At 70.6% G+C, this 24,046-nt stretch carries 18 protein-coding genes; 13 read left to right on the forward strand and 5 right to left on the reverse strand.

Features of this window, described 5'->3' with window-relative positions; all coding sequences use genetic code 11:
• A partial coding sequence (locus ITP53_RS57185) for a hypothetical protein (RefSeq protein WP_236050661.1) occupies window positions 1–189 on the reverse strand: 189 nt, incomplete at its 3' end.
• A gap of 34 nt (window positions 190–223) precedes the next feature.
• Between ITP53_RS57185 and ITP53_RS60185 the strand changes: the two genes are divergently transcribed.
• The 6 genes from ITP53_RS60185 (at window position 224) to ITP53_RS10280 (ending at window position 9,322) form a co-directional block, all read left to right on the forward strand.
• Complete coding sequence (locus tag ITP53_RS60185) at window positions 224–1,969, forward strand: beta-ketoacyl reductase (RefSeq protein WP_328814349.1); 1,746 nt, start codon at window positions 224–226, stop codon at window positions 1,967–1,969.
• Window positions 1,970–2,013: 44 nt separating this feature from the next.
• Window positions 2,014–5,331, forward strand: a complete 3,318-nt coding sequence (locus ITP53_RS10260) for a beta-ketoacyl synthase N-terminal-like domain-containing protein (RefSeq protein WP_195895105.1) — start codon at window positions 2,014–2,016, stop codon at window positions 5,329–5,331.
• Window positions 5,328–6,500, forward strand: coding sequence for a zinc-binding alcohol dehydrogenase family protein (locus ITP53_RS57200; protein WP_195895106.1), 1,173 nt, complete (start codon window positions 5,328–5,330; stop codon window positions 6,498–6,500). Before ITP53_RS10260 ends, ITP53_RS57200 begins: the two co-directional genes overlap by 4 nt.
• Window positions 6,501–6,520: 20 nt before the next feature.
• A complete protein-coding gene (locus ITP53_RS57205; protein WP_195895107.1) occupies window positions 6,521–7,525 on the forward strand; it encodes a GDP-mannose 4,6-dehydratase in 1,005 nt (334 codons plus the stop codon).
• 71 nt (window positions 7,526–7,596) lie between these two features.
• Window positions 7,597–8,244, forward strand: a complete 648-nt coding sequence (locus ITP53_RS10275; RefSeq protein WP_195895108.1) for a response regulator — start codon at window positions 7,597–7,599, stop codon at window positions 8,242–8,244.
• An 85-nt stretch (window positions 8,245–8,329) separates the two neighbouring features.
• A complete protein-coding gene (locus ITP53_RS10280) occupies window positions 8,330–9,322 on the forward strand; it encodes a LacI family DNA-binding transcriptional regulator (protein ID WP_195895109.1) in 993 nt (330 codons plus the stop codon).
• Between the two features lie 3 nt (window positions 9,323–9,325).
• Here the strand turns inward: ITP53_RS10280 and ITP53_RS10285 are convergent, their stop codons facing one another.
• Genes ITP53_RS10285 through ITP53_RS10295 form a run of 3 tightly spaced genes read right to left on the reverse strand, consistent with a single transcriptional unit; the run spans window position 9,326 to window position 13,550 of the window.
• Window positions 9,326–10,807, reverse strand: a complete 1,482-nt coding sequence (locus ITP53_RS10285) for a sulfatase family protein (RefSeq protein ID WP_195895110.1) — start codon at window positions 10,805–10,807, stop codon at window positions 9,326–9,328.
• Between the two features lie 16 nt (window positions 10,808–10,823).
• On the reverse strand, window positions 10,824–12,437 hold the full coding sequence (locus ITP53_RS10290) for a DUF4185 domain-containing protein (protein WP_195895111.1): 1,614 nt from the start codon (window positions 12,435–12,437) through the stop codon (window positions 10,824–10,826).
• A 33-nt stretch (window positions 12,438–12,470) separates the two neighbouring features.
• Entirely contained in the window at window positions 12,471–13,550 is a 1,080-nt protein-coding gene (locus tag ITP53_RS10295) for a glycoside hydrolase family 172 protein (protein ID WP_195895112.1), read from the reverse strand.
• A gap of 95 nt (window positions 13,551–13,645) precedes the next feature.
• Between ITP53_RS10295 and ITP53_RS10300 the strand changes: the two genes are divergently transcribed.
• The 7 genes from ITP53_RS10300 to ITP53_RS10325 all read left to right on the forward strand — a co-directional run bounded on the left by ITP53_RS10300 (window position 13,646) and on the right by ITP53_RS10325 (window position 22,577).
• Complete coding sequence (locus ITP53_RS10300; RefSeq protein WP_195895113.1) at window positions 13,646–14,881, forward strand: sulfatase family protein; 1,236 nt, start codon at window positions 13,646–13,648, stop codon at window positions 14,879–14,881.
• A 324-nt stretch (window positions 14,882–15,205) separates the two neighbouring features.
• Entirely contained in the window at window positions 15,206–16,636 is a 1,431-nt protein-coding gene (locus ITP53_RS10305) for an ABC transporter substrate-binding protein (protein ID WP_195895114.1), read from the forward strand.
• On the forward strand, window positions 16,636–17,817 hold the full coding sequence (locus ITP53_RS55910) for a sulfatase-like hydrolase/transferase (protein WP_207755750.1): 1,182 nt from the start codon (window positions 16,636–16,638) through the stop codon (window positions 17,815–17,817). The genes ITP53_RS10305 and ITP53_RS55910 overlap by 1 nt, the downstream gene beginning before the upstream one ends.
• Window positions 17,814–19,145, forward strand: coding sequence for a sulfatase family protein (locus ITP53_RS10310; RefSeq protein ID WP_207755752.1), 1,332 nt, complete (start codon window positions 17,814–17,816; stop codon window positions 19,143–19,145). The genes ITP53_RS55910 and ITP53_RS10310 overlap by 4 nt, the downstream gene beginning before the upstream one ends.
• Before the next feature lie 30 nt (window positions 19,146–19,175).
• Window positions 19,176–20,678 carry a sulfatase-like hydrolase/transferase gene (locus ITP53_RS10315; RefSeq protein WP_195895116.1) on the forward strand — a complete coding sequence of 501 codons (1,503 nt, stop codon included), beginning with the start codon at window positions 19,176–19,178 and terminating at the stop codon, window positions 20,676–20,678.
• A 34-nt stretch (window positions 20,679–20,712) separates the two neighbouring features.
• Complete coding sequence (locus tag ITP53_RS10320) at window positions 20,713–21,702, forward strand: carbohydrate ABC transporter permease (RefSeq protein ID WP_195895117.1); 990 nt, start codon at window positions 20,713–20,715, stop codon at window positions 21,700–21,702.
• Window positions 21,699–22,577 (forward strand): carbohydrate ABC transporter permease, encoded by an 879-nt coding sequence (locus tag ITP53_RS10325; RefSeq protein WP_195895118.1) that lies wholly within the window; start codon window positions 21,699–21,701, stop codon window positions 22,575–22,577. Before ITP53_RS10320 ends, ITP53_RS10325 begins: the two co-directional genes overlap by 4 nt.
• Window positions 22,578–22,594: 17 nt before the next feature.
• Here the strand turns inward: ITP53_RS10325 and ITP53_RS10330 are convergent, their stop codons facing one another.
• Window positions 22,595–23,941, reverse strand: coding sequence for a sulfatase-like hydrolase/transferase (locus tag ITP53_RS10330; protein WP_195895119.1), 1,347 nt, complete (start codon window positions 23,939–23,941; stop codon window positions 22,595–22,597).
• Window positions 23,942–24,046 lie beyond the last annotated feature (105 nt).

Here is a 24,046-nt window from a genome sequence, read left to right on the forward strand (position 1 = left end):
AGCCAATCCCACCCCGTCCACACCAGCCCAGCCCGCCCGCTTCACGTCGGCCGAGTCCGCCGGTCTCGCGTCGGCTGAGTCGGCTCGCTTCGCGCCGGTCGAGCCCGCCCGCTCCACGTCGGTCGAGTCTGCTGGTCTTGCGTCGGTCGAGTCGGCCCGTCTTACGTCGGTTGAGTCGGTTCGCTCCACGTCGGCTGCGTCTGGTTCGGCTTGGCGCGCGCCGGTGGCGGATGCCGATGGGGCCTACCTGGTTTGTGGTGGGTTGGGGCGGCTTGGGATGGTGGTCGCGCGGTGGCTCGCCGAGCGGGGAGTTCGCCATCTGGTGCTGACGGGCCGCACCGGGGCTGGGCGCGGGCATGACGCCGATCTGGAGAAGCTGGCCGGTCTCGGCCTCCAGGTCACGGCGGTGCGGGCGGACGTCACCGATGAGGCCGCGATGACGGCGCTGTTCGAGCGCTTCGGGCGTGACCTGCCGCCGCTGCGGGAGGTGTACCACCTCGCCACGAGCCGGGGGATCGGCCGCCTCGCCACGACCCGCGTCGAGGACGCGCACGCGCGGCTGGCGGCGAAGCTGCGCGGAGGCTGGCTGCTGCACCAGTTGTGCGCCGGCCGCGGCGTGTCCCGTCTCGTCTTCTTCTCCTCGACGGCGGCGTGTCTGGGGTGGCGCCTGGGCGGGCACTACGCTGCGGCCAACGGCTTCCTGGACGCTCTGGCGCACGAACGCTCTCGTGCCGGGGAGCAGACGTTGAGCGTCGGCTGGGGTGCCTGGGGCGTATCGGATTCTCTCGACGTCGACCTGGTCGGCGACGACGGATTCCGCCCCATGCCGCCGGACGACTGCCTGGCCATCCTCGGCTCGCTGCTGGCCGACGACGTGACCCACTGCGCGGTGGCGGCCATCGATTGGCCGGTACTCGCGACCGCCTACCGATCAGGCCGACCCATGCCGGTACTCGACTCGGTCGCGGGCCCAGCCCAGCCGGTGGAATACCAGCGGGTGGCCTCCCAGCCGTTGGCATCCCCGCCCGTGGCACCCCAACCGGTGGCACCCCAACTGGCGGGACCCCAACTGGCGGGACCCCGGTCGGCGGGGCCCCAGCCAGTGGCATCCCGGTCGGCGGGACCCCAACCGGTGGGGTCCCCGTCGGCGGCGGCTGGCGAGGTGGGATCCCGACCGGAGGCGAGTGAGCCTGTGGCGGCCCGCTCGGTGGGGGCCGAGTCGATGGGAGTCCGGCCGGTGGGGACTCAGCCGGTGACGACCCAACCGGTGACCGGACCGGCGGGCGGGAGTCTGGGGTCGATCCGGGACGGTGCGGTCCCGGTCACGAGTTCGGTGCCCGCCGCACCCGCAGGCAAGGCTGGTATGGCCGTTGGCGCGAACGATCGCGTAGACAGTGCGAGCGGGACCTCGGGGGCCGATCGCTGGGATCAGGTGGACGGTGTGGATGGGAGTTCGCGGGCCGATCGCTGGGACTGGGTGGACAGTGCCAACGGGATATCGGGGGGCGGGAGTTCCGGACAGGTCGATGGTGCGAATGGAGTTCGGGAGGTCGATCGCGGGGACCGGGTGGGCGGTGTGGAGGGCATGCGGATGATGTTGCGTGCCGAGCTCGCCGCCGTTCTGCGGATCGACGATCTGGAGGAGATCGATCCACGGGTGGGCCTCTTCGAACTCGGGCTGGACTCGGCGATGAGCGTTGAGCTGCGCAGGCGGATCGAGGGGCGTCTCAACCGCGAGGTGCCCCCGACCCTCGTCTTCGAGTACCCGACCATCGAGGAGTTGGCCGTCGCCCTCGCCGGGGATTCGGCCGGGCACTACGGCCGTCCGGGCGGTGTACCGGAAGGTGCCGGGCCGGTGGTCGTACCGGAGGGTTCCGGGCCGGGAGCGGAGCCGCACGGGCATGGAGCGCTGGAGGAGCAGGACGACCTGATCAGGCGGCTGGCCGAGAAGCTGGAACGGCTCCGCTGAGCGATGCGGCGTCCGGTGGCTCGCGCAGTGAGGAAGGGACTGGCATGGACTTGGATCCGGCGCACCGGGAGTTGTTCGGTCGCGCGCTGGCGACCATAGAGGAACTGGAGGGCCGCCTCGAACGTGCGGAGCAGGACCGAGCCGTGCCGATCGCCGTGGTGGGGATCGGATGCCGGCTGCCAGGCCGGATCCGGGGCGCCGACGAGTTCTGGCGCGCCCTGCGCAACGGCACCGACCTGGTCGGCGCGCTGGACCGGCGGACGGCCGAACCCGGCGACTACCTGACCGGCCTGCCCGGCGCATATCTGGACGACGTCGACCGGTTCGACAACGAGTTCTTCGGCATCGCCCCGGGCGAGGCGACCGTCATGGACCCGCAACAGCGGCTCCTGCTGGAGACGGCCTGGGAGGCCATGGAGCACGCCGGCATGCCGCGCGAGGCCGTACGGGGAAGCGCGACGGGCGTCTTCCTGACCCTCGCCACGCACGACTACTGGCAGGTGGGCGTCTCCCGGCTGGGTACGGTGCCGCAGCACGACCACGCCGTCGTCAACAACTCCCACAGCACCGCCTGTGCCCGGATGTCGTACTTTCTAGGTGTACGCGGCCCGAGCCTCACCGTCGACGCCGGCTGTTCGTCGGCCCTGCTGGCGACGCACCTGGCCGGCCGGAGCCTGCGGGCGCGTGAGTGCGACGCGGCGCTGGTCGGGGCGGTCAACCTGATGCTGACCGAGCACTCGGGTGCCGGCATCGCCGAGTCGGGCACGCTGTCGCCGGACGGCCGGTGCCGTACCTTCGACGCCGGGGCCGACGGGTACGGGATCGGCGAGGGCTGCGGCGTGGTGGTGCTCAAACGCCTGGCCGACGCGGAACGGGACGGCGACCGTGTGCTCGCCGTACTGCGTGGCAGCGCGATCAACCACAACGGCGGCGGACTTGGATACGGGATCCCGGCCGTCGCCGCGCAGCGGGAGGTCATCCGGGCCGCCTATGACGACGCCGGGATCCCGGCGCGGGCCGCGACGTACGTGGAGAGCCACGGCACCGGCACCTCCCTGGGCGATGCGGCCGAGCTGAGCGCGCTCGCCGCCGAACTGCTGCCCGGCCGGCCGGCCGAGCGCCCGCTGGTGGTGGGCGCCGTCAAGACGAACGTGTCGCACCTTTTCGCCGCGTCCGGCGTGATCGGCCTGATCAAGACGGTACTGTGCCTGCACCTCGAGGAGATCCCAGGGAACCTGCACTTCACCAGGCCACATCCCGACCTGGGCACGCTTCCCCCGGCGATCGTCATCCCCGCCACCGCCCGCCCGTGGCCGCGCGGCGCCGAACCACGGGTCGCCGGCGTCAGCGCATTCGCCCAGGGCGGCAGCAACGCCCACCTGGTCCTGGCGGAAGCCCCAGTACCCACCCCATTGGCCGACTCACCACCCACCTCCCTGCCCGACTCACGGCCCGACTCGTTGGCCACCCCAATGGTCGACCCACTGGCGGACTCACGGCCCGCCTCGTTGGCGGTCCCGTTGGCCGATCCGCTGGCGGAGTCGCCGCCCGCCCGGTTGGGCGTCCCGTTGGTCGACCCACTGGCGGACTCACGGCCCGCCTCGTTGGCGGTCCCGTTGGCCGATCCGCTGGCGGAGTCGCCGCCCGCCCGGTTGGGCGTCCCGTTGGTCGATCCGCTGGCGGAGTCGCGGCCTGCCCCGATGGTCGATCCGTTGGTGGAGTCGCGACCCGTCCCGTTGGCCCACTCGCCGACCGATCCACTGGACGGGGTCGGTGGCGGGGGCGGGGGCGTGTCCGTGCCGTGTCATGGGGTGCGGCCGGTGCTGGTGCCGGTGTCGGGGCACGACGAGGCGGCGTTGCGCGCGGTGGCGGCCCGGCTCGCGGATCAGCTGGAACGAGGCGAGCCGGCGGTCTCGCCCGCCGACGTCGCCTATACCGCGGCGCGGCGGCGTTCGCACCTCACCTACCGGGGGGCGGTGGTCGGCCGTACCGGGGAGGAGCTTGCCGCGGCACTGCGCGGGCTGGCGGCGGGGCGGAGTGGGTCCGGCGCGTGGGCGGGACGCGCGGCCGTCGCGGGACGGATGGCGTGGTGTCTGGGGCCTGGTGGCGACTGGCGGGTCATGGCGTCTCTGGCCGGCGGCGATCCGTTCCGTCGGCTCGTCGCCGAGGCGGCGTCCCTTGTGGCCGCTGAGACCGGCGCCGACCTGGCCGCCGCCGCAGCCGGTACGGCGATCGGGGACGGTGCTGCCAGGGGTACAGCGGTCGGGGGCGGTGCGGCCGCTGCTACGGCGGTCGCGGGCGGTGCGGCGGCCGGTGCGGCGGTTGGGGGCGGTGCGGTGGTCGCGGATCAGGCCATTGTGCGGGTGCTCACCGTACTGGCGCAGATCGGTCTGGGGCGGTGGTGGCGCTCGGTGACCGGTGAACCGGCCCTGGTGCTGTGCGCTGGGCTCGGCGTGCCCGCCGCCCGTCACCTCATCGGCGGGTTGCCGCTGGAGCAGACGATCAGGTCGGCTCTGGCGGCTTCCGGCCCGGACACCGCGCGCCAGGACGACGGCGATCCGCGCGCGTTGTGCCGGTACGACGATCCGGCCGCACTGGCCGCCGCGGCGTCCGAACTGGCACGGGCAGGCAGATACGGCGTCGTGGAGATCGGCCAGGTCCGCGTCCCTCCCGACGCGGCGGCCGTCCGCGCCCCGGTCATCGCCGCCCCGGCCGAGGTCGCGTACGCCGCTGCCGGTGCGCACCAGGCCGCCCCGAACGGTGTCCAGCACGCCGGCTCTGACGGCGCCCGCAACGCGGGTCCACCCCAGGCCGTTCTGGATGGTGTCCAGCACGGGGGTCCGTGCCGGGTCGGCTCGGATGGTGTCCAGCACGCGGGTGCGTACCGGGTCGGCTCGGATGGTGTCCAGCACGCGGGTGCGTACCGGGATGGCTCGGACGGTGTCCAGCACGGGGGCCCGTACTGGGATGGCTTGGATGGTGTCCGGTACGCGGGTACGCGCCAGGCCGTTCTGGATGGTGTCCGGTACGCGGGTGCGGGGCAGGGCGGCTCGGATGGTGTCCGGTACGTGGGTGCGGGGCGGGCCGGTCCGGAGGGTGGCCAGGACGTTGGGGCGTACGAGAGCGACCTGGATGCGTCGGTGTTGGACGTGCTCGGGCGGTTGTACTGCCGCAGTGTGGACGTGCGGTGGGAAGCGCTGTATCCGGTGGGGCGACATGCCGACCTGCCGGCCTATCCGTGGTCGGACCGGCGGCACTGGTGGGGCCGGCCGGCGGACGCGCAGGATGGGCAGGGCGCGCAGGACGGAAGGGGCGCGCAGGACGGGCAGGGCGCGCAGGACGGAAAGGAGCCGGAGGAATGATCACGACTGACGCGTGGGTGCTGCACGCCGGACCGAAGGGCGGTGGCCCGGTGGCCGGCGGCGCGGTGAACCTGCGCAGGGAGACGTTCGCGTTCCCGGACCTGGGCGACGACGAGGTGCTGGTCGAGCCCCTGTACGGCTCGTGGGAGGCGAACCTGGACCACGCCCTGTCCCGCTCACCGGTGGACGTCTGCAGGCAACGCGGCGAGCCGTCCGTCGTGCTCGGCAACATCGGCGTGGTCCGCGTGCTGCGCACCGGGCGGACGCCGGCGGCGCGGGCGTTCTCGGCCGGCGACGTGTGCATGGTGATGCCGTTCAGCAAGTGCGACCGCTACGGCTACGCCGAGCTGGCCTACGCGTACGACGCGCCGGGCACCATCGGACTCCTGGCCAGACGGACGAAGGTGGAGGCGCGGATGCTGCTCCCGCTGCCGCCCGGCTCGGCGTACTCCCTGCCCCAATGGGCCACCTACGCCCGGTACTTCTCGGCCTGGGACAACTGGCGGGTGGCGTACGCCTGCTGGCGGGCGCAGCTGCCGGACGTCGCGACCGAGGACCACCTGGTGTTCGGCTGGGGCGGCGGTGTCGTCCTGGCCGAGCTCGAGCTCGCGCGGCGGGCCGGGTTCCGCGTCGCCATGACGGCCGGGAGCGACGAGCGGCTCTCCTTCCTGGCCCGCAAGGAGATCACGCCGGTGGACCGGCGCACGTTCGCGGACCTGGAGCTGAGCCTTCGGCTCGACGAGAGGGATCCGGAGCTGGTGGCCCGGTACCGGACCGCGGAGAAGGAGTTCCTGCGGATCGTCGAGTCGCTCAGCGACGGTCACGGGGCCGCCGTCTTCATCGACAACATCGGCGCGCCGCTGCTGCGGCCCACGCTCAAGGCGCTCGGCAGGCAGGGGGTGCTGACCACCCTCGGCTGGAAGCGTGGCATGGTCACCGAGACCCGCCGCGCCGTCGAGTGCATCAAGCGGCACCTGCACGTCAACACGCACGTGTGGCGCTCGGGCGACTCCGCGGAGATCCTGGAGTACCAGGCGACGACCGGCTGGATCCCGGATCCGGAGATGATCCAGACCTACGACTTCGAGGACGTCCCCCGGCTCGCGGACGACTACGCCGCCGGCCGGGTGACGAGCTATTTTCCGGTGTTCTCGGTGAATCCCGAGTGACGGACGCCAGGGGAGCCACCGTGCGAAGAGCGTTGATCACCGGTATCACCGGGCAGGACGGTACGTACCTGGCGGAGCTGCTGCTCGCCAAGGGGTACGAGGTCTTCGGACTGGTACGCGGCCAGAACAACCCCAAGGCCGCCTACCTGGAGTGCGCGCTGCCCGACGTACGCGTACTCACCGGTGATCTGCTCGACCTGCCCAGCCTCATGCGCTCCTTCGCCCGCGCGGACCCCGACGAGGTGTACAACCTGGGCGCCATCTCCTTCGTCGCCCACTCCTGGGAGAACGCGCGCATGGTCGCCGACGTCACCGGCGGCGGGGTGCTCAACATGCTGGAGGCGGCCCGGCTGCACCAGGAGCGCAGCGGCCGGCAGGTGCGCTTCTACCAGGCGTCGAGCTCGGAGATGTTCGGCAAGGCGCAGGCGGTACCGCAGAACGAGACCACCCTGCTGTGGCCGCGCTCGCCGTACGGGGTCGCCAAGGTCTTCGGCCACCACATGACCATCAGCTATCGCGAGACGTACGGCATGCACGCCAGTTCGGGCATCCTGTTCAACCACGAGTCGCCGCGCCGCGGCCGCGAGTTCGTCACCCGCAAGATCTCGCGCGCGGTGGCGCGGATCGCACTGGGCATGCAGCACGAGCTGGTCCTCGGGAACCTCGACGCCATGCGTGACTGGGGATTCGCCGGAGACTACGTCGAGGCGATGCATCTCATGCTGCGGCAGGACCTGCCGGACGACTACGTCATCGCGACCGGTGAGACCCATTCCGTCCGCGAGTTCCTCGATGTCGCCTTCGCCCAGATCGGCGTCGACGACTGGTCCGGGTTCGTCCGCACCTCCGCGCGTTTCGTCCGGCCCGCCGAGGTGGACCTGCTCGTCGGCGACTGGAGCAAGGCCGAGTTCGTTCTCGGCTGGCGGCCGAAGGTGGGGTTCGAGGAGCTGGTGGCCATGATGGTCGCCGCCGACCTGGACGCCGAGGCCCGCACCGAGACCGCCCCGGTGCCCGCCGGCCACTGAGCACCCTGCCGGCGCGGACCGAACGCACCCAGGTGGCGGGCGACGCCCCGCTGACGTGGGAAGCTTGACCTGTGATCCGAGTGGTGATCGTGGACGACGACCCGATGGTGCGCACGGGGCTGCGCCTCATCCTCGGCGGTGAGCCCGACCTGGACCTCGCCGGGGAGGCCGGGGACGGCAGGCAGGCCATGGCCGTGGTGCGCGACCTGCGGCCCGACGTCGTGCTGATGGACATCCGGATGCCCCACCAGGACGGCCTGACCACCACCGAGCGCCTCCTCGCCCGGCCGTCGCCGCCCCGCATCCTGGTGCTGACCACGTTCGACGCCGACGACCTGGTCCTGCGCGCCCTGCAACTGGGGGCCGACGGCTTCCTGCTGAAGGACACGCCGCCGCCGAAGATGATCGAGGCGGTCCGCGCCGTGGCGCGGGGCGAGCCGGTGTTGTCGCCACGCGTCGCCCAGCAGGTGATCGCGGCCGCCACCGGCCGCTACGAGCCGCAACGTCCCGAGGCGCTGCGGGAGCTGTCCCGGCTCACCGCACGCGAGCGCGAGGTCGCGATCGAGGTGGCCAAGGGCAGCTCCAACACCGAGATCGCGGCGGCCCTGTCGGTGAGCGTGGCCACCGTGAAGGCCAACATCACCCGCATCTTCGCCAAGCTCGGCACCGACAACCGGGTCCACGTCGCCATGAAGATCCGTGACGCCGGCCTGCTCTGAAACGCCTCCTGGGGGAGGCCTGTTGCTGATCATGGTCGGAAATCGATTACGATACGAGCGCGCGAGGCTGAACGGGGAGGTGGCCATGGTGACGATCTACGACGTGGCGTCGCGGGCCGGGGTCTCCACGGCGACCGTCTCGCGGGTGCTCAACGGCGCCAGCACGGTCGACCCGGCACTCGCCTCCCGGGTCCGCGCCGTGGTGGCCGAGCTGGGCTACGAGCGCAACGCGCTGGCCAGGAACCTGCGGCTGTCCAGCACCAAGCTGTGGGCCGTGATCATCTCCGACATCGGCAACCCGTTCTTCACCTCACTCGTGCGAGGCGTCGAGGACGTCGCCCAGGAGGCCGGTCACTCGGTCGTGTTGTGCAACAGCGACGAGGACGCCGCCAAGGAGGCCGCGTACATCAAGGCCGCGCTCGCCGACCGGATGGCCGGCGTGATCATCTCGCCGTCGGCCCGCGCGGCCGGGATCAACCAGCTCGTGAAGTCCGCGACCCCGACCGTGGTCATCGACCGCGTGGTCGGCACCGCCCCGGTCGACACCGTGCTCGTGGACAACGAGCACGGCGCCGAGCTGGCCACCGAGCACCTCATCACCTCCGGCTACCGGAGGGTCGCGTGCGTCACCGGCCCGCGCCGCCTGTTCACCGCGGCGCGCCGCCTGCGCGGCTACCGCGCCGCGCTGCGGCGCGGCGGCGTCGACTACGACGAGACCCTGGTCAGATACGCCGACTTCCGTGAGGCGGGCGGCCGCGAGGCGATGCGCTCGCTGCTCACGGAGGAGCACCCGCCGGACGCGGTGTTCGTGGCCAACAACCTGATGACGGTGGGTGCGCTGGACGCGCTGGTGCAGGCGGACGTGCGCATCCCCAAGGACTTCGGCGTCGTCGGCTTCGACGACATCCCCTGGGCCCACCTCGTCCGCCCGTCCCTCACGACCGTGAGCCAGCCGACCTACGACCTCGGCCGGGCCGCGGCCCGCCTGCTCCTGGAACGCGTACGCGACCCGCACCGCGCCCCCAGCACGGTCAAGCTGAAGACGCGGCTGCAGGTGCGCGGCAGCTCGACCCGGTGACCGTCACAGCACCGGATGCCCCCTGCGGGTGGTGAGCGCGGCGTCCAGGTCGAGACGGTCGATGATCCGCCGGGCGTCGTCGGGCCGGCCGCGCGCCCGCAGCCGCTCGATCCACCGCTCCAGCCTGATGTACCGGTACGGCCCCGTGCGCACCACCTCCTGCATCGGGTCGCCTGGAGCGCCGTGGCGGCCCAGCATCCCGTGCAGCCAGTCGCTCATCACGTGGTCCAGTTCGGCGACCCGCCCCGGCTCCGCCTCGGCGATGTTCGTCGTCTGCCGCGGGTCCGCGTCCATGTCGAACAGCGCGAGATCGTCGAAGTCGTACAGCCCGGGGTGGTAGGTGCGCACGAACAGCCGGTCAGGGGTGCGCACCGCCCGCTGGCAGCTGTAGAGCGCGTGGTCCCAGACCAGGTGCGGGCGTCCCGCCCACTCCTCGCCGCGGATGGCGGCGGTGACCGGCAGCCCGTCCCAGCCGGTCGGCACCGGGATCCCGGCCAGCTCGCACAGCGTCGGCTGCAGGTCCACGTTGTACATCAGCCCGTCGTACGCCCGGTCTGCCGCGCCGCCCGGCCAGCGTACGACCATGGGGATGTTGTGCACGGCCTCGCCCGCGCACACGTGGTCGCCGTAGACGCCCTGCTCGCCGAGCGCCTCGCCGTGGTCGGCGGAGAAGATGATCGCGGTGTCCTCAAGCACGCCCAGGTCGGCCAGGGTGTTCAGGATCCGGCCGATCTCCTCGTCCATGAACCTGGTCGCCGCGTCGTAGCCGTCCACGAGCCGTTTGAAGTCGTCGACGCCGCCGATCGCGTCCGGCATCGACGGGACCGGGCTGCGGCCGTCCGGCGTGCCGGGGAACAGCTCGCGCGCCGTGAAGGGGCCGTAGTCCTGCTGGTGCCCGGCGATCGCCTCCTCGTCGGGCCAGCCTGGCGGCGGTTCGCCGGCGAACCGGTCGATCCACTTCTGGTCGACGGTGTAGTTGCGGTGCGGGTCCCAGTACTGGATGTGCAGGAAGTAATCCTCCTCGCGCCCGTTGGCCCGCAGCCAGGGGATGACCGCCGCGTTGACCTCGTCGGCGTTCTCGTCGCCCTGCTTGAGCGTGGCGGTGTGCATCTCGCTCCAGCCGCCGCAGAACCAGTACGCCTGGTGCCGGTCGGCGAAGGAGGAGAAGCTCACCGTACGGTAGCCGTGCCGCCGCAGGTGCCGGGTGAACAGCGGCATGTCGTCCCAGTGCCGGTGCCCGTTGCCGGGAAAGCGGAACTCCGAGCCCGGCCCGAAGTGGGTCATCGCGCCGTGCCTGACGCCCACCCGGCCGCTGATCAGGCTGCCGCGCGAGGGAACGCACGGCGACGTGGCGCAGTACGCGTGGGTGAACCGCACGCCCTCGCGCGCCATCGCGTCGATGTTGGGCGTCGTGTCGCGGTGGTAGCCGTAGCAGCCCAGGTGGTCGGGCCGCAGCGAGTCGATGTCGAAGTACAGGATGCGCATCAGACCTCGCGTCCTTTCACCGGTAGTAGACCTCCACTTCGGCGACCGAGGTGAAGGTGTGCGCGCCGCCGGGCGCGCCGATCACCCGCACTCCGTCCGCCAGCGCGGGGTCGAAACGGAACGTGTACGTCTTGTTCGGGCCGGCCGTCTGGTCGTGGGGGTAGGCGGGGCTGACCCGCTGGCCCCGTACGTCGCTCCAGCGGCCGTTCCTGCGCACCTGGACCCGCAGGTCGTTCGCGAACCAGCCGCCGTCGGGCAGCATCGCGCCGGTCGTGTAGCGGACCTCGTTGACGTGCCGGACGCGCGGCCAGGTGTAGCCCCACCAACTCGTCGTCTTGTCCTCGTCGTTCCAGTCGTCCTCGTACGCCGTCAGGTCGCCGTCGTTGTAGATCGACGTACGGCCGGACCTGGTCACCCGCTCGTACGGCGTCGTGCCAGGACCCAGCGCCAGGTTGTCGCCGCCGGACTTGTGGCGGTTGGCGGGAGTCGACGGCGTCCACGGCGTGACCTGCATCTTGCGCAGGTTGAAGTTGTAGACGGTGTTGGGCACCGCGCCGCAGGGGCCGCAGATGTTCGACTGCACCCACATGGTCCTGCCGTCGGCGCTGATGAACTTCGACGGGATCGTGGGTGCGTAGCCGCCGTGCTTGGCCTGGTTCCACTGCACGCCGAAGTCCTTGGCGCGGATCTTCGTCCACGGTCCCCACGGGGTGGGCGCGTCGTAGACGGTCCACTGGAAGGCGTTCCAGGTGGTGTAGAAGTAGCGCTTCAGCGGCTTGTTGTAGACCACGCCGCCCTGGGCGATGAGCAGCTTGTCGCTGGGCCCCGTGCCGTGCACCTTGGGGTAGGTCCGCTCCTCGTCGTGGATCACCGGCGCCTTGTCGCCGATCTCGGCGGACCAGGTGGCCCGGCTCCCCTGCCCGCCGGTGTAGAACTCCCAGGCGGAGCGGTCCTGGATCCGGTCCTTGGGCACGCGGCCGAGGTAGACGTCGGACTGCTGACGCCAGTTGCCGTCCAGCCCGTACGCGTAGACGTAGCCGTCGGCGGCGTCGGCGTACGCCTTGCCGAAGTCGAGGAACATGATCGTGGTGAAGACGGACCCGCCGAACATCGCCTCGGTCGTGTCCCAGGTCCAGGTCTTGCCGTGGTCGGTGGACCTGGCGATCGTCGCGGCGGGGGCGCTGTCGAAGGTGCGCTTCTTCAGGTCCTGCACGGCCAGGTAGAGGTCCCCGCCGACGCAGGCCATGCCGGTGGGCTTGCGGTTGTAGTCGGCGCCGCTCCAGATCTGGCCGACCTCGTCCCCCTTGGCGACGAGCGCGCCGGCCAGGTTGTCCTGCTCGGGGGTGCCGGTGATCCGGTTGACGCCGATGTCGGTGCTCGGCGGCGCGGCGAAACCGCGGCCGTCGCCGTGCGCGGAGTACAGGTTGTCGTCGTCGGACCAGCAGGACGGCCACAGGTCGCCGCCGCTCGGCGACTTGACGGTGCTGCGTTCCTCGATCCGGATCGTGGACAGGAACGTGCTGTCCGGCGGGGACGCCGGATCGGCCTGGCTCTGGGCGTAGGCCGGCGGCGTCGCGGCGAGCGCTAAGACCAGCAGGCCAGTGAGCGCCGCGGGGGTGGAGTGCTTCATCTCGAACCTCAGGGGGTAGTGGGCTTACCTGGGTCAGGGGGCGGCGATGCGGGCCGCTGCCGGGGGCAGGCTCAGCGGGAGGTGCGGCAGCGTCTGGTACCAGTACGCGACTGAGGAGAGGTCGTCGCTGCGGCGGTTGGCATGGCCGTGCTCGATCGTCACCCGGATCGAGCGCTCGAACGCGATCGGGTCCTCGATGTGGAAGCGGTAGAGCGAGATCTCGCCGCCCCAGTTCTCGCCGCCTGGCAGGGTGAGCCCGTGGTAGGGGGAGGAGTACTGCTGGGTGGGGCACCAGGCGAGGTTGAAGTAGTCCTCGGTGCCGGTGCCGTGCAGCCTGGGCGGGAACGGCTCGCCGTCGATGAAGATCATGTCGTCGCCCTCGCCGTACCAGTTCCACTGCCTGGTGTCGCGCAGGTTGCGGACGTTGAGCACGCACCCGACGAAGTGGCCGCGCCCCTCGGCCTCCAGGATCGAGTAGTTGCCGTCACCGGTGAGGTTGACGCCGCCCATCTGGAACTCCTGGTTCGACAGGCCGGTCTCGTCGATGCCGTCGGTCGGGCTCTGCCGGTTCCATGAGGCGTGGAAGCGGCCGAGCGTGGGCTCCAGCTCGTCGAACCGTTCGTAGTCCACGTAGTAGTAGAGCCGGATGGTGTCGTGCTCCAACTCGCTGGCCACCTCGATGCGGGCGCCCGACGAGAAGGGCATGTGGAAGAAGCTGTTGAGGCTCCGGCCGTCCTCGGGGCTCATCTGCAGCGGCGCGGACGCGAAGTTCACCGTGCGGCCGTGGCCGACGCCGAAGAAGTCGCCGAGCGGCACCAGCACGCTCGGCTCCTCCTCGCCGTCCCACCAGATGCGCAGCACGAGTCTGCGCAGGTAGTCGGGCTCGGCCATGCGCACCGGCGTACGCTGCGCGTCGCTGGTCACCGTCATCCAGATGTGCGTGATCGAGCCGGCTCCGTCGATGTCGGCGAGCACGTGGCTCTCGCCGGGTTCGAGCTTCTTCCTGTCGTCGTTGCCGCCTGTCCTGTCCCAGCTCGACTCACGGTGCCGGCGTCCCTCGCGCAACCTCGGAAGGTCACGCAGGCTGCTGCCGAAATCCCCGTACGCCGACATCCGTCCTCCAGAAATCATCGCTGTGCTGTAGCGCGAGTAATCGATTTCTAGGAAAGTAGGCGTTACATCAATCCAACGTCAAGGGAGTACTCACTGTGAATGACCGGCCGAACGTGGTCCTCGTCTTCATGGACGACATGGGCTACGGCGACATGGGAGCCATGGGCGGCACCGTGGTCAAGACCCCGCGGATGGACAGCGTGGCGAACAACGGCATCGCCTTCCGTCACATGTACTCCGCCGCCCCCGTGTGCACGCCGTCCCGCGCCGCGCTGATGACCGGCAGGTACGCCCAGCGGGTCGGCCTGCCCAGGGTGCTGTTCCCGCACGAGGGCGAGGGCCTGTCCAGCTTCGAGCGCACGGTCCCCGAAGTGCTCAAGGACAGCGGCTACCGGACCGCCGGCTACGGCAAGTGGCACCTCGGCTGCCGCCCGGAACACAACCCCAGGCGGCACGGCTTCGACGAGTTCTACGGCCTGCTGTACAGCAACGACATGGACCCCGTGCACATGTACGACGGCGAGAAGCCGGTGCAGACGGAGGTGGACCAGTCGCTCGTCACCAGGCAGTACACCGACAAGGCGATCGAGTTCATCGAGCGCGGCGGGGAGGAGCCGTTCTTCGTCTACCTGGCGCACACGATGCCGCACATCCCGCTGCACGTCGAAGAGGGTTTCCGCGGCACCTCCAGGGGCGGCACGTACGGCGACACGATCGAGTGCATCGACTTCCACCTCGGCCGCCTGCTCGACAAGCTCGACGAACTCGGTCTCACCGACGACACGCTGGTGATCGTGACCAGCGACAACGGCCCCTGGTTCGAGGGCAGCACGGGCGGGCTGCGCGGGCGCAAGATCGACACCTGGGAGGGTGGCATCCGGATGCCGTTCGTCGCCCAGTGGCCGGCCAGGATCCCCGCGGGATCGGTGTGCGACGAGCCCGCCTGCTTCATCGACCTCCTCCCGACCCTGGCGGGGCTGGCCGGCGGCGAGGTGCCCGCGGACCGGCCGGTCGACGGAATCGACATCGGATCCGCGCTGCTCGGCGGGCCGATGGCGGAGCGCGAGGCGCTGTACTTCTTCCACAACTGGACGCTGAACGCGCTGCGCCAGGGCAAGTGGAAGCTGCACGTCGACCGCAACCCGCAGCCCGACCGCAGAGAGCTGCCGCAGCTGTTCGACCTGGAGGCGGACCCGTCGGAGTCGTACAACGTGGCGAACCTGGAGCCTGAGGTCGTGGCCCGCCTCACGGAGCTGGCCACGGCCTTCTCCGCCGAGATCGCCGCCCAGCAACTCGACGCCCAGGGGCGCGCCGCCGGCCGCTGCGCCTGACGCCGTACGGCCCGATCGAGCGGCGGCCGGTGGGCCGCCGCTCCCACGGCGCCGACCTTGCCAGACAGCATTTCCCCTCGATAATGCCTGTTTTTACGGCGATCACATGACCCTTGACACTGCTGTGCGGCACCGTTACGTTTCTTGGAAATCGATTACTCGGCTACCTCGCGGACCGTATGCGCATGGTCAAGGGTCGTGCCGTATCAAGATCAAATGGATTACCGATCCCGCCCGGCTCTTGGGGGTGCGTTGTGCCGTGCGGCGATCGCGCATCCGCTCGAAAGGTGGTTGGTGATGGACACCCTGAGCCGTCGTCGGTTCATGCGATCGACAGGTCTGATGGGGTTGATGGCCGCCGTCGCCGCGTGCGGCGGGTCGACAAGCGCCGGTTCCGGCGGGTCGGCCGGCCGGCTCACGTGGTGGGACGCCCAGGAGAGCGGCAAGGAGGCCAAGGAGGCGCTGCTCAAGAAGTTCGCCGAGTCGCCGGGCGGCATCCCCGTCGAGTACACGCACGTCAGCGCGGCCAAGTTCCCCCAGGCCATCCAGCTGGCCAAGCAGAGCAACCAGTTGCCCGACATCCACGTCAACGTGGGCATCACGGCGCAGGTCGAGCAGCTCATCAAGGACGGCTGGGTGGCGCCGCTCGAACTCGGCGACACCGCCATGAAGCGGCTGGAAGGCAAGCTGTACGAAGGCATCCACACCTTCGAGGGCAAGGTCTACACCTGGCCGATCTACCACTTCCGCCAGTACATGACGGTCAACTGGTTCGACACCACGATGGTCGCCAAGGCCGGCCTGGACCCGAACGCCCCGCCCGCCACGTACGACGAGTTCCGCGCGGCGTGCGCCGCCACGCAGAAGGCGTCGGGCGGCGAGTCACACGGCTTCGCCTGGTGTGTCGGCATGCCGATCCGGCTCGGCTTCGAGATCGACAAGATGGCGCAGGCGGGCGGCTTCGAGGGCGCGGACGGTATCCAGTTCCGCACCGGCGAGTACGCCTACCACTCCGACCCCTACGTCAACGCGATCGAGTTCATGCTGTCGCTGCACAAGGACGGCCTGATGGCACCCGGGTCGCTGTCCTGGAGCGACGACGTGGCGCGCGGGCGGTGGGTGGCCGGCGCGGCGACGTACTTCTTCAGCGGGCCGTGGACGGCGGGATCGACGCTGGAGACGGTGCCGCAGTGGAAGGACAAGCTGGGCGTCGGCCCGATCCTCGTGCCGGAGGCCGGCAGGAAGGTCGCCACCTACGCTGGGCCGAACGCGGGCACCTACTGGCTCTCGCCCACCTGCAAGCACCCCAAGGAGGCGGGCCGCCTGCTGGGTGACTACTTCGCCACCGAGCAGTACTCCGTCGACCTGGCCAACGCGATGCTGCAGCCGCCGGCCGACCTCGAGGCGGTCGAGAAGTCCAACGCCCACCCGATGTACAAGAAGCTCATCGGCTGGTACGCCGAGCAGGCCTACCTCTGCCCGGCCCCGGTGCTGCGCAACCCCAAGGGCATCTCCGCCTACCAGGCCGAGGTGAAGGAGATCACGCCCGGCCTCGGCGACATCATCCAGGGCGCGTTCACCGGCGACATCCCCGACTACCGCAAGGCGCTCAAGGAGCTCAGCGACAAGAACACCGCCGAGCGGGACCGCGCCATCGCCGCAGCCAAGGCCAAGGGCGCCGAGGTCAGCGTGGACGACTGGGCCTTCCCCAAGTGGGCTCCGGAGAAGGACTTCACGCTGGAGATGTACGGCTGATGTCGCGCACACCCCCCAACGTCGTGCTGATCGTGGCCGACGATCTCGGCCCCGGCGACCTGAGCGTGCTCGGGTCGGCGGCGGTCCGCACGCCCCACCTGGACACGCTCGCCCGACAGGGCCGCAGGTTCGCCGCCGCCTACGCCGCGGCGGCCACCGACACGCCGTCCCGCGCCGGCCTGCTCACCGGCAGGTACGGCGCCCGCCTCGGCCTGCCGCACTCACTCGGCAGGGGCGCGCAGGCGGGCCTCGGCCAGGACGCGGTCACCATCGCCACCGCGCTGAAGGCCGCCGGGTACGCCACCGCGTGTGTCGGCCAGTGGCGGCTCGGCGACCGGCCGCAGGACCACCCGCTGCGGCACGGCTTCGACCGCTTCCACGGCACGCCCTACGGCACGGACGTGTCGCCGCTGCCGCTGGTCGAGGGTGAGGAGGTGGTCCAGGAGGGCTTCGACGTCTCCGGCGGCATCGCGCACTTCACCGCCAAGGCGCGCGAGTTCGTGGCCGAGCGGCGAGAGGAGCCCTTCTTCCTGTATCTCTCCTACCTCGACCCGCACGTGCCGTACCGCACGGATCCCGCCTTCGCGGGGAGGTCGGCCGGCGGGGCGTACGGCGACGTCGTGGAGTGCCTGGACCACCACGTCGGCGACCTGCTGCGGGAGCTGGACAGGAGCGGGTTACGCTCCTCCACCCTCGTCATCTTCACCGGCGACAACGGGCCGCGCTACGAGGGCGCGAACCAGCGCCGCCGCGGGCGCAAGCCCGAGGTGTACGACGGCGGCGTGCGCGTCCCGTTCCTGGTCAGATGGCCGGGACAGGTGCGTCCCGGGGTGGACCACGAGCCGATGTCGCTGGTGGACGTGCCTCCGACGCTGGCCGCGCTCTGCTCGGCGAGCATGCCCGCCGTGGACGGGTTCGACCTGTCGGCCCGGCTGGCGGGGCACGCCGCGGAACGCGCCCCCGTCTACCTGTTCTTCGGCCCGCGACTCAACGCCGCCAGGCACGGCCGGTGGAAGCTGCACGTGCGGTTCTCGACGGACCGGACGGCGTACATGCCGCAGCTCTTCGACGTGGCCGCCGACCCGGCGGAGACGTGCAACCTCATCTCCCGGCACCCGGACGTGGCCGAGCGGATGAGGACAGATCTGGAGGAGTTCGCCAGAATGGTGGAGGGATCATGACCGCGGCGGCCACGCGCCGGCAGGTGCTCCAGGGTGCGGGCGCGCTGGCCGGACTGGCCGCGCTGGCGCGGCCGCGGCCCGCCGCGGCCGCCTCCCGCGCACCCAACGTGATCATCGTCTACTGCGACGACATGGGCTACGGCGACCTGTCCTGCTACGGCTCGCCGCTGATCCGCACGCCGGTGGTGGACCGCCTGGCCGCGGGCGGCATGCGTTTCACCACGATGTACTCCGCGTCGCCGCTGTGCACGCCTTCCCGTGCGGCGCTGCTCACCGGCTGCTACGCGCCCCGGGTGAACCTGCCGCTCGTGCTCGACCCGCGCGACACGAACGGGCTCGCGCCGAGCGAGGTCACCCTCGCCGAGTACCTGCGGGACGCCGGATACGCCACCGCGTGCATCGGCAAGTGGCATCTGGGCGAGCCGGCCAGGTTCCGGCCGGACAAGCAGGGCTTCGACCGGTTCTACGGCCTGCTCGGCAGCAACGACTGGAATCCCAGGCCCGCGCTGTACGACGGCGACCAGATCATCGAGAACCCCGCGGACCAGCCGACCCTGACGCGCCGCTACACCGAGCAGGCCGTCTCCTTCGTCCGCGACCACGCGGACCGGCCGTTCTTCCTGTATCTGGCGCACACCATGCCGCACGAGCCGCTGGCGGTGGAACCCGCCTTCGCCGGGCGCTCCGCCGGCGGCGACTACGGCGACGTGATCGAGACCGTGGACCACTACCTCGGCGTGCTGCTCGGCGAGCTGGACGTGCTCGGCATCCGCCAGGACACCATGGTCATCTTCACCAGCGACAACGGCCCCTGGTACGTCGGCGGCACCGGCCCCTTCGCGGGCCGCAAGGCAGAGACGTACGAGGGCGGGATGCGGGTCCCGTTCGTGGTCTCCTGGCCGGGCACGGTGCCGGCCGGCGTGACGTACGAGGAGCCGGCCTGCATGGTCGACGTGCTGCCCACGCTGGCCGCGCTCGCCGGAGCCGGCCTGCGGGCCGACCGGGTCATCGACGGGAGGGACCTGTCCGCCGCGCTGCTGCGGGCCGAGCGGGTGGACCGGGGCGACATCTTCTACTACAGCCGCACGGACTGCAACGCCGTGCGACGGGGCCAGTGGAAGCTGCACGTCAAACGGTTCCCCGGTCCGTACTACACCGGCAGGGGATTCTCCGCGACCGAGGAGTTACCCCAGCTGTTCGACCTCGACCGCGACCCCGAGGAGGCGTACGACCTCAGCGGACGCCACCCCGAGCTGGTCGCCGCCCTAACCGCCAGGATCAGGAAGTTCGATGAGGACCTCAAGGCCGACAGCGCCCAGCGCGCGTAGCGACACCACACCCCGCACGGAGGCCGAGCAGTGACGACACAGCCCATGAACGTGCTGATCCTGATGAGCGACGAGCAGAGCTGGTCGACGCTCGGCTGCAACGGCAATCCCGCGGCGCGCACGCCGCACCTGGACCGGCTGGCGGAGAGTTCGACGTCGTTCGACGCCTGCTACACGCCGTTCCCGTTGTGCTGCCCCTCGCGGGCGAGCCTGTGGACGGGGCTCATGCCCCGGCACCACCACGTGCTGGGCAACTGGCGGGCCATCGACCCGGCGCTGCGCGACTCCAGCGTGGCCGCCGCCTTCGCCGACGCCGGTTACCACACGATGTACACCGGCAAATGGCACGTGCCGGGCACCACGCCCGAGCGGATGGGGTTCGCGAGCAGCTCCGCGATCCCGTCCACGATCAAGGGCAGGCAGCGCGGCAGGCACATCCCGGAGTACTGCGACTACCTGGAGAGCCACGGCTACCGGCTCCACCCCGGCGACGTCCAGAACCTGACCGCCGCCGACAGGAAGTCGCTGCGCGACCCGGACACGCCGCTGCGCACGACGTCGGAGATCCCGCTCGAGCACTTCCTGGAGAGCTGGCAGACCGGCCGGTTCCTGCGCACGTTCGACGAGCGGCCCGCGGACACCCCGTGGCTCGCCGTGTGCTCGTTCAACGCGCCGCACTTCCCGATGGCCGTGCCCGCGCCGTACGACAGGCTCATCGACCGCGACCTGGTCGAACTGCCGGCCGCGCTCGCCGCCGGCACGGCCGGGCTCCCGCGCGAGGTACGCGAGTCCAGGTTCGCCGAGGAGTTCGCCGGGCTCGGCGAGGACGACTGGCGCGAGATCATCGCCCACTACCTCGGGCTGTGCGCGCTGATGGACACCCAGGTCGGGGCGATCCTCGACCACCTGCGCGCGGCCGGCGAACTCGACCGGACGATCATCGTGTACACGACCGACCACGGCGACATGATGGGCGCGCACGGCCTGATGGAGAAGGGGCACGAGCTCCACTACGAGGAGACGCTGCGCGTGCCGCTCCTGATCCACCATCCCGGCCAAGCGGCGGCCCGGGTGCGCAACCTCGTCTCCATGGTCGACATCGCGCCCACGCTGGCCGAACTGGCCGGAGTCGACTGGCCGGGGCAGCGCGACGGCCGTTCCTTCGCCACCATGATCGGTGACCCGTCGGCGGCGGCCACGCGCGACCACGTCACCGCCGAGACCTGCCTGTACGGCGGCGAGCCCGAGGCGCGGGGCGAGCACACCCCGCCGTCCGCCTGGGACCCCGCCCAGGACACGCTCAACGCCTCCGTCCGCACCCGCGACCTGCGCTACATCTACCGCTCCCGCGACCTGGACGAGCTGTACGACCATCGCGCCGACCCCGCCGAGCAGCGCAACCTGGCGGCCGACCCGGCGTACGCGCAGGTCAGAGCCGAACTGAGGGGCCTGCTCGGCGCGGAGGTCGGCGATGTGTTCCCCCAGGTGGCGCGGGAGCTCACCGCATCGGCCGGGGGAGCGGGCGCGCGGTGACCGCAACAGAAAACGACGACCCGCAGAGGATGTCATGGTCAGTTTGCCCAGGCTGAAGGCCAGGCGGGACGCAGGCGAACCAGCCGCGCCCGCACTGGCCCGAAGGCGGCCGCCCGCGCCGCGGCGCCGCTTCACCAGCACGCAGATCTGGATCTGGTTGTTTCTCACCCCGACCGTGGTCCTGTACGGCCTCTACACCGTCTATCCCATCTTCGCGAGCTACTGGTTCTCCTTCGTGGAGTGGAACGGCTTCGAGGCGGACAAGACCTGGGTCGGCCTGCAGAACTATCAGGAGGTGCTGGCGGATCCGCAGTTCTGGAACTCCTTCACGGTCACGGCGCTGTTCACGATCGTCGCCGTCCCGGTGAAGGTGATCCTCTCCCTGCTGGTCGCCCTGCTGCTGAACTCGCCCAAGATGCCGCTGCGCAACCTGTTCCGCACGGCGTTCTTCCTGCCGGTGGTCACCACGACGGCGATCGTCGGCGTCGTGATGCAGTTCGTGTTCGACCCCTCCGACGGCCCGATCAACTCGCTCCTGCTCGCGCTGGGGCTGGTGGACGAGGGCGTCAACTTCCTCGGCGAGTCCTCCACCGCGCTGTGGACCGTGGTCGCCGTCTTCGTGTGGAAGTGGTTCGGCGTCACGCTGATCTACTGGCTGGCCGCGCTCCAGACGATCCCCGACGACGTCTACCAGGCGGCCGGGATCGACGGCGCCGGGCCCTGGTCGATGCTGCGGCACATCACGATGCCGCTGCTCAAGCCGTTCACGGTGATCATCACGCTGCTGACGGTGGAGAGCACGCTCAAGGTGTTCGACCTCGTCCTGACCATGACCAACGGCGGCCCCTTCTACAGCACCGAGGTCGTGGAGATCTACATCTACCGCTGGTCGTTCGCCGCGACCACACCGCAACTCGGTTTCGCCTCCGCGGCGGCCGTCATCTTCGGCATGTTCGTGTGCGCGATCGGGCTGCTGCAGTTCCTCGGCATCCGTGCCGCCCGCAAGGCAGGAGACTTGGTATGAGCACGGTTCAGGCGGCTTCCGGCCGCCGCCGCTGGTCGGTGGCACACCTGCGCCGCCGGCTCGTGTGGTGGATCATGGCGGTGATCATCGGCATCGGGGCGCTGCTGTTCGTGTACCCGTTCATCTGGATGGTGTCCGCCTCGCTCAAGGACCAGCTCGAGGTCTTCGGCTCCGGCCTGAACCTGCTGCCGGAGACCCCGGTCTGGGAGAACTACTCCCGTGCGTGGACCGACGCGAGTTTCGGCCAATATCTGCTCAACACCGTCATCGTCACGGTCTGCACGGTCGTGGTCGTCGTCGTCCGCTGCGCGATGGCGGGCTACGTGCTCGCGAGGTACAAGTTCGCCGGCAAGAAGGCGATCATGGTCGTCCTGATCGCCACCCTCTTCGTGCCGACCGGCTACACCATCATCCCGGTCGTCGAGATCTCCCAGCGGCTCGGCCTGCTCAACTCGCTCACCGGCATGGTCATCGCCCTGAGCGGCGCCGCCCACGTGGCCTCGATCCTGCTCTACATCGGCTACTTCCGCGGCGTCCCCAAGGAACTGGAGGAGGCGGCCGTCCTCGACGGCGCGGGCTTCATGTCCGTCTTCTTCCGGGTGATGCTGCCGCTGGCGATGCCGGTGACCGCCACGGTCACCCTGCTGACGTTCCTGTCCACCTGGAATGCCTTCTTCCTCCCGCTGGTCTTCACCTTCAGCCGGCCCGACCTGCGGACGTTGAGCGTGGGCATGCTGGCGTTCGTGGGGGAGAACTCGGTGGACTGGAGCGGCATGGCCGCCGCCGCCGTGATCTCGCTCCTGCCCGTGGTGATCCTCTTCGTGCTCCTCCAACGCTACTTCGTCGAGGGGATGGCGGGCGCAGTGAAGTCATGATCCCCTCAGTGATCCCCTCAGGAAGGGCTGAAGCCGAGGGCGTCGCGGCGGGCCCGGAACCTGCCCATGGCCTCGGCGTGGCCGGGGTCATGGGCGTGGTCGGTCGTCTCCTGGGGGTCCTTGTCCAGGTCGAACAGGACCTCCGGGCCCTCGGCGCCGTACCACTGGTATTTCAGCGCGCCCTGCTTGATCATCAGGCGGTTGCCGCCGAACTGGGAGACGGCCTCGTCGGGCCAGCCCTCCTCGTCGCCGGACATGAGTCCCGTCAGCGACCTGCTGTCCAGACCGTCCGGAGCCGGTACGCCGGTCAGGTCGCAGAGCGTCGCGAACAGGTCGCAGGTGCTCACGTTGCGGTCCACCGTGCGCGGGGCGAAGCGGGCGGGCCAGCGGATGATCAGCGGGACGCGGACGCTGGCCTCGTAGAAGCGCTGCTTCTCGTAGACGCCGTGCTCGCCGAGCATCTCCCCGTGGTCGGTGGTGTAGACGATGATCCAGTCGTCGAGGTCCTGGCCGGCCAGGCGGAGAGCGTCCAGGACCTGGCCGTACATCCGGTCGGCCAGCTCGATCATGGCGTAGTAGGCCGCCGTGGCGCGACGGTGCTCGCGCTCGCTGACCTCGACCCCCGGGCGGACCACGAAGCGGTCGCCGCCGAGCACCGGGTGGTCCGACAGGTCCTGGTCCGCGAATGGGCGGACCCGGTTGAGGTAGTGGTCGAACAGCTCGCGGTCGGGGACCTGGAACGGGTAGTGCGGCTGCCACAGGCTGACCTTGAGGAGCAGCGGCACCTCGGGGATCGGCCGGTCGTAGAAGGAGTCGACGAAGTGCTGGTGGACGTACTGGACCGCGCCTTCGACGGCGTACTCGTCCGCCGCGAGGTACGGCGGGCGCCCCACTCCGGCCCGCCGCACCTCCTTGACCATGGACCACTTGCGGTGGATCGGCTCCGGCAGGCCGGCGAACGACGCCTCGTCGCGGTCCGGGATGTGCCGATGGGTAACGTTGGAGTCCATGCCGATGCGGTTCGTCCAGCCCTGCATCTGGTCGGTGCCGGTGTGGTGGAGCTTGCCCGCCGCGACCGTGCGGTAGCCGTGCTGGGCCAGGCGGCGGGCGTACGTCATGTGGCCGGGGGCGAGGTCCTCGCCGAACCGCTCGCAGCCCGTGGTCCTGGGGAACTGCCCGGCCATGATCGACTGGCGTCCCGGCACGCAGATGGGGGAGGGCGTGTACGCGTTCGTGAACACCACGCCGTCCGCCGCGAGGGAGTCGAGCACCGGCGTGCGCGCCACCGGGTCGCCCGCGAATCCGGCGGCGTCCGGCCGGTGCTCGTCGCTCATGAGGAACAGGATGTTGGGCCGTTTCTGCACGCGGGATCCCTTCGTGAACCGGGCACCTGCCCCATGACCTGGAGCTCTGCTACGGTGCCGAGTAATCGATTTCTAGGAGTATCCGGCGGCCCCTGGACTGTCAAG

The organism is Nonomuraea cypriaca (assembly GCF_015645445.1).
GTDB lineage: Bacteria > Actinomycetota > Actinomycetes > Streptosporangiales > Streptosporangiaceae > Nonomuraea > Nonomuraea cypriaca.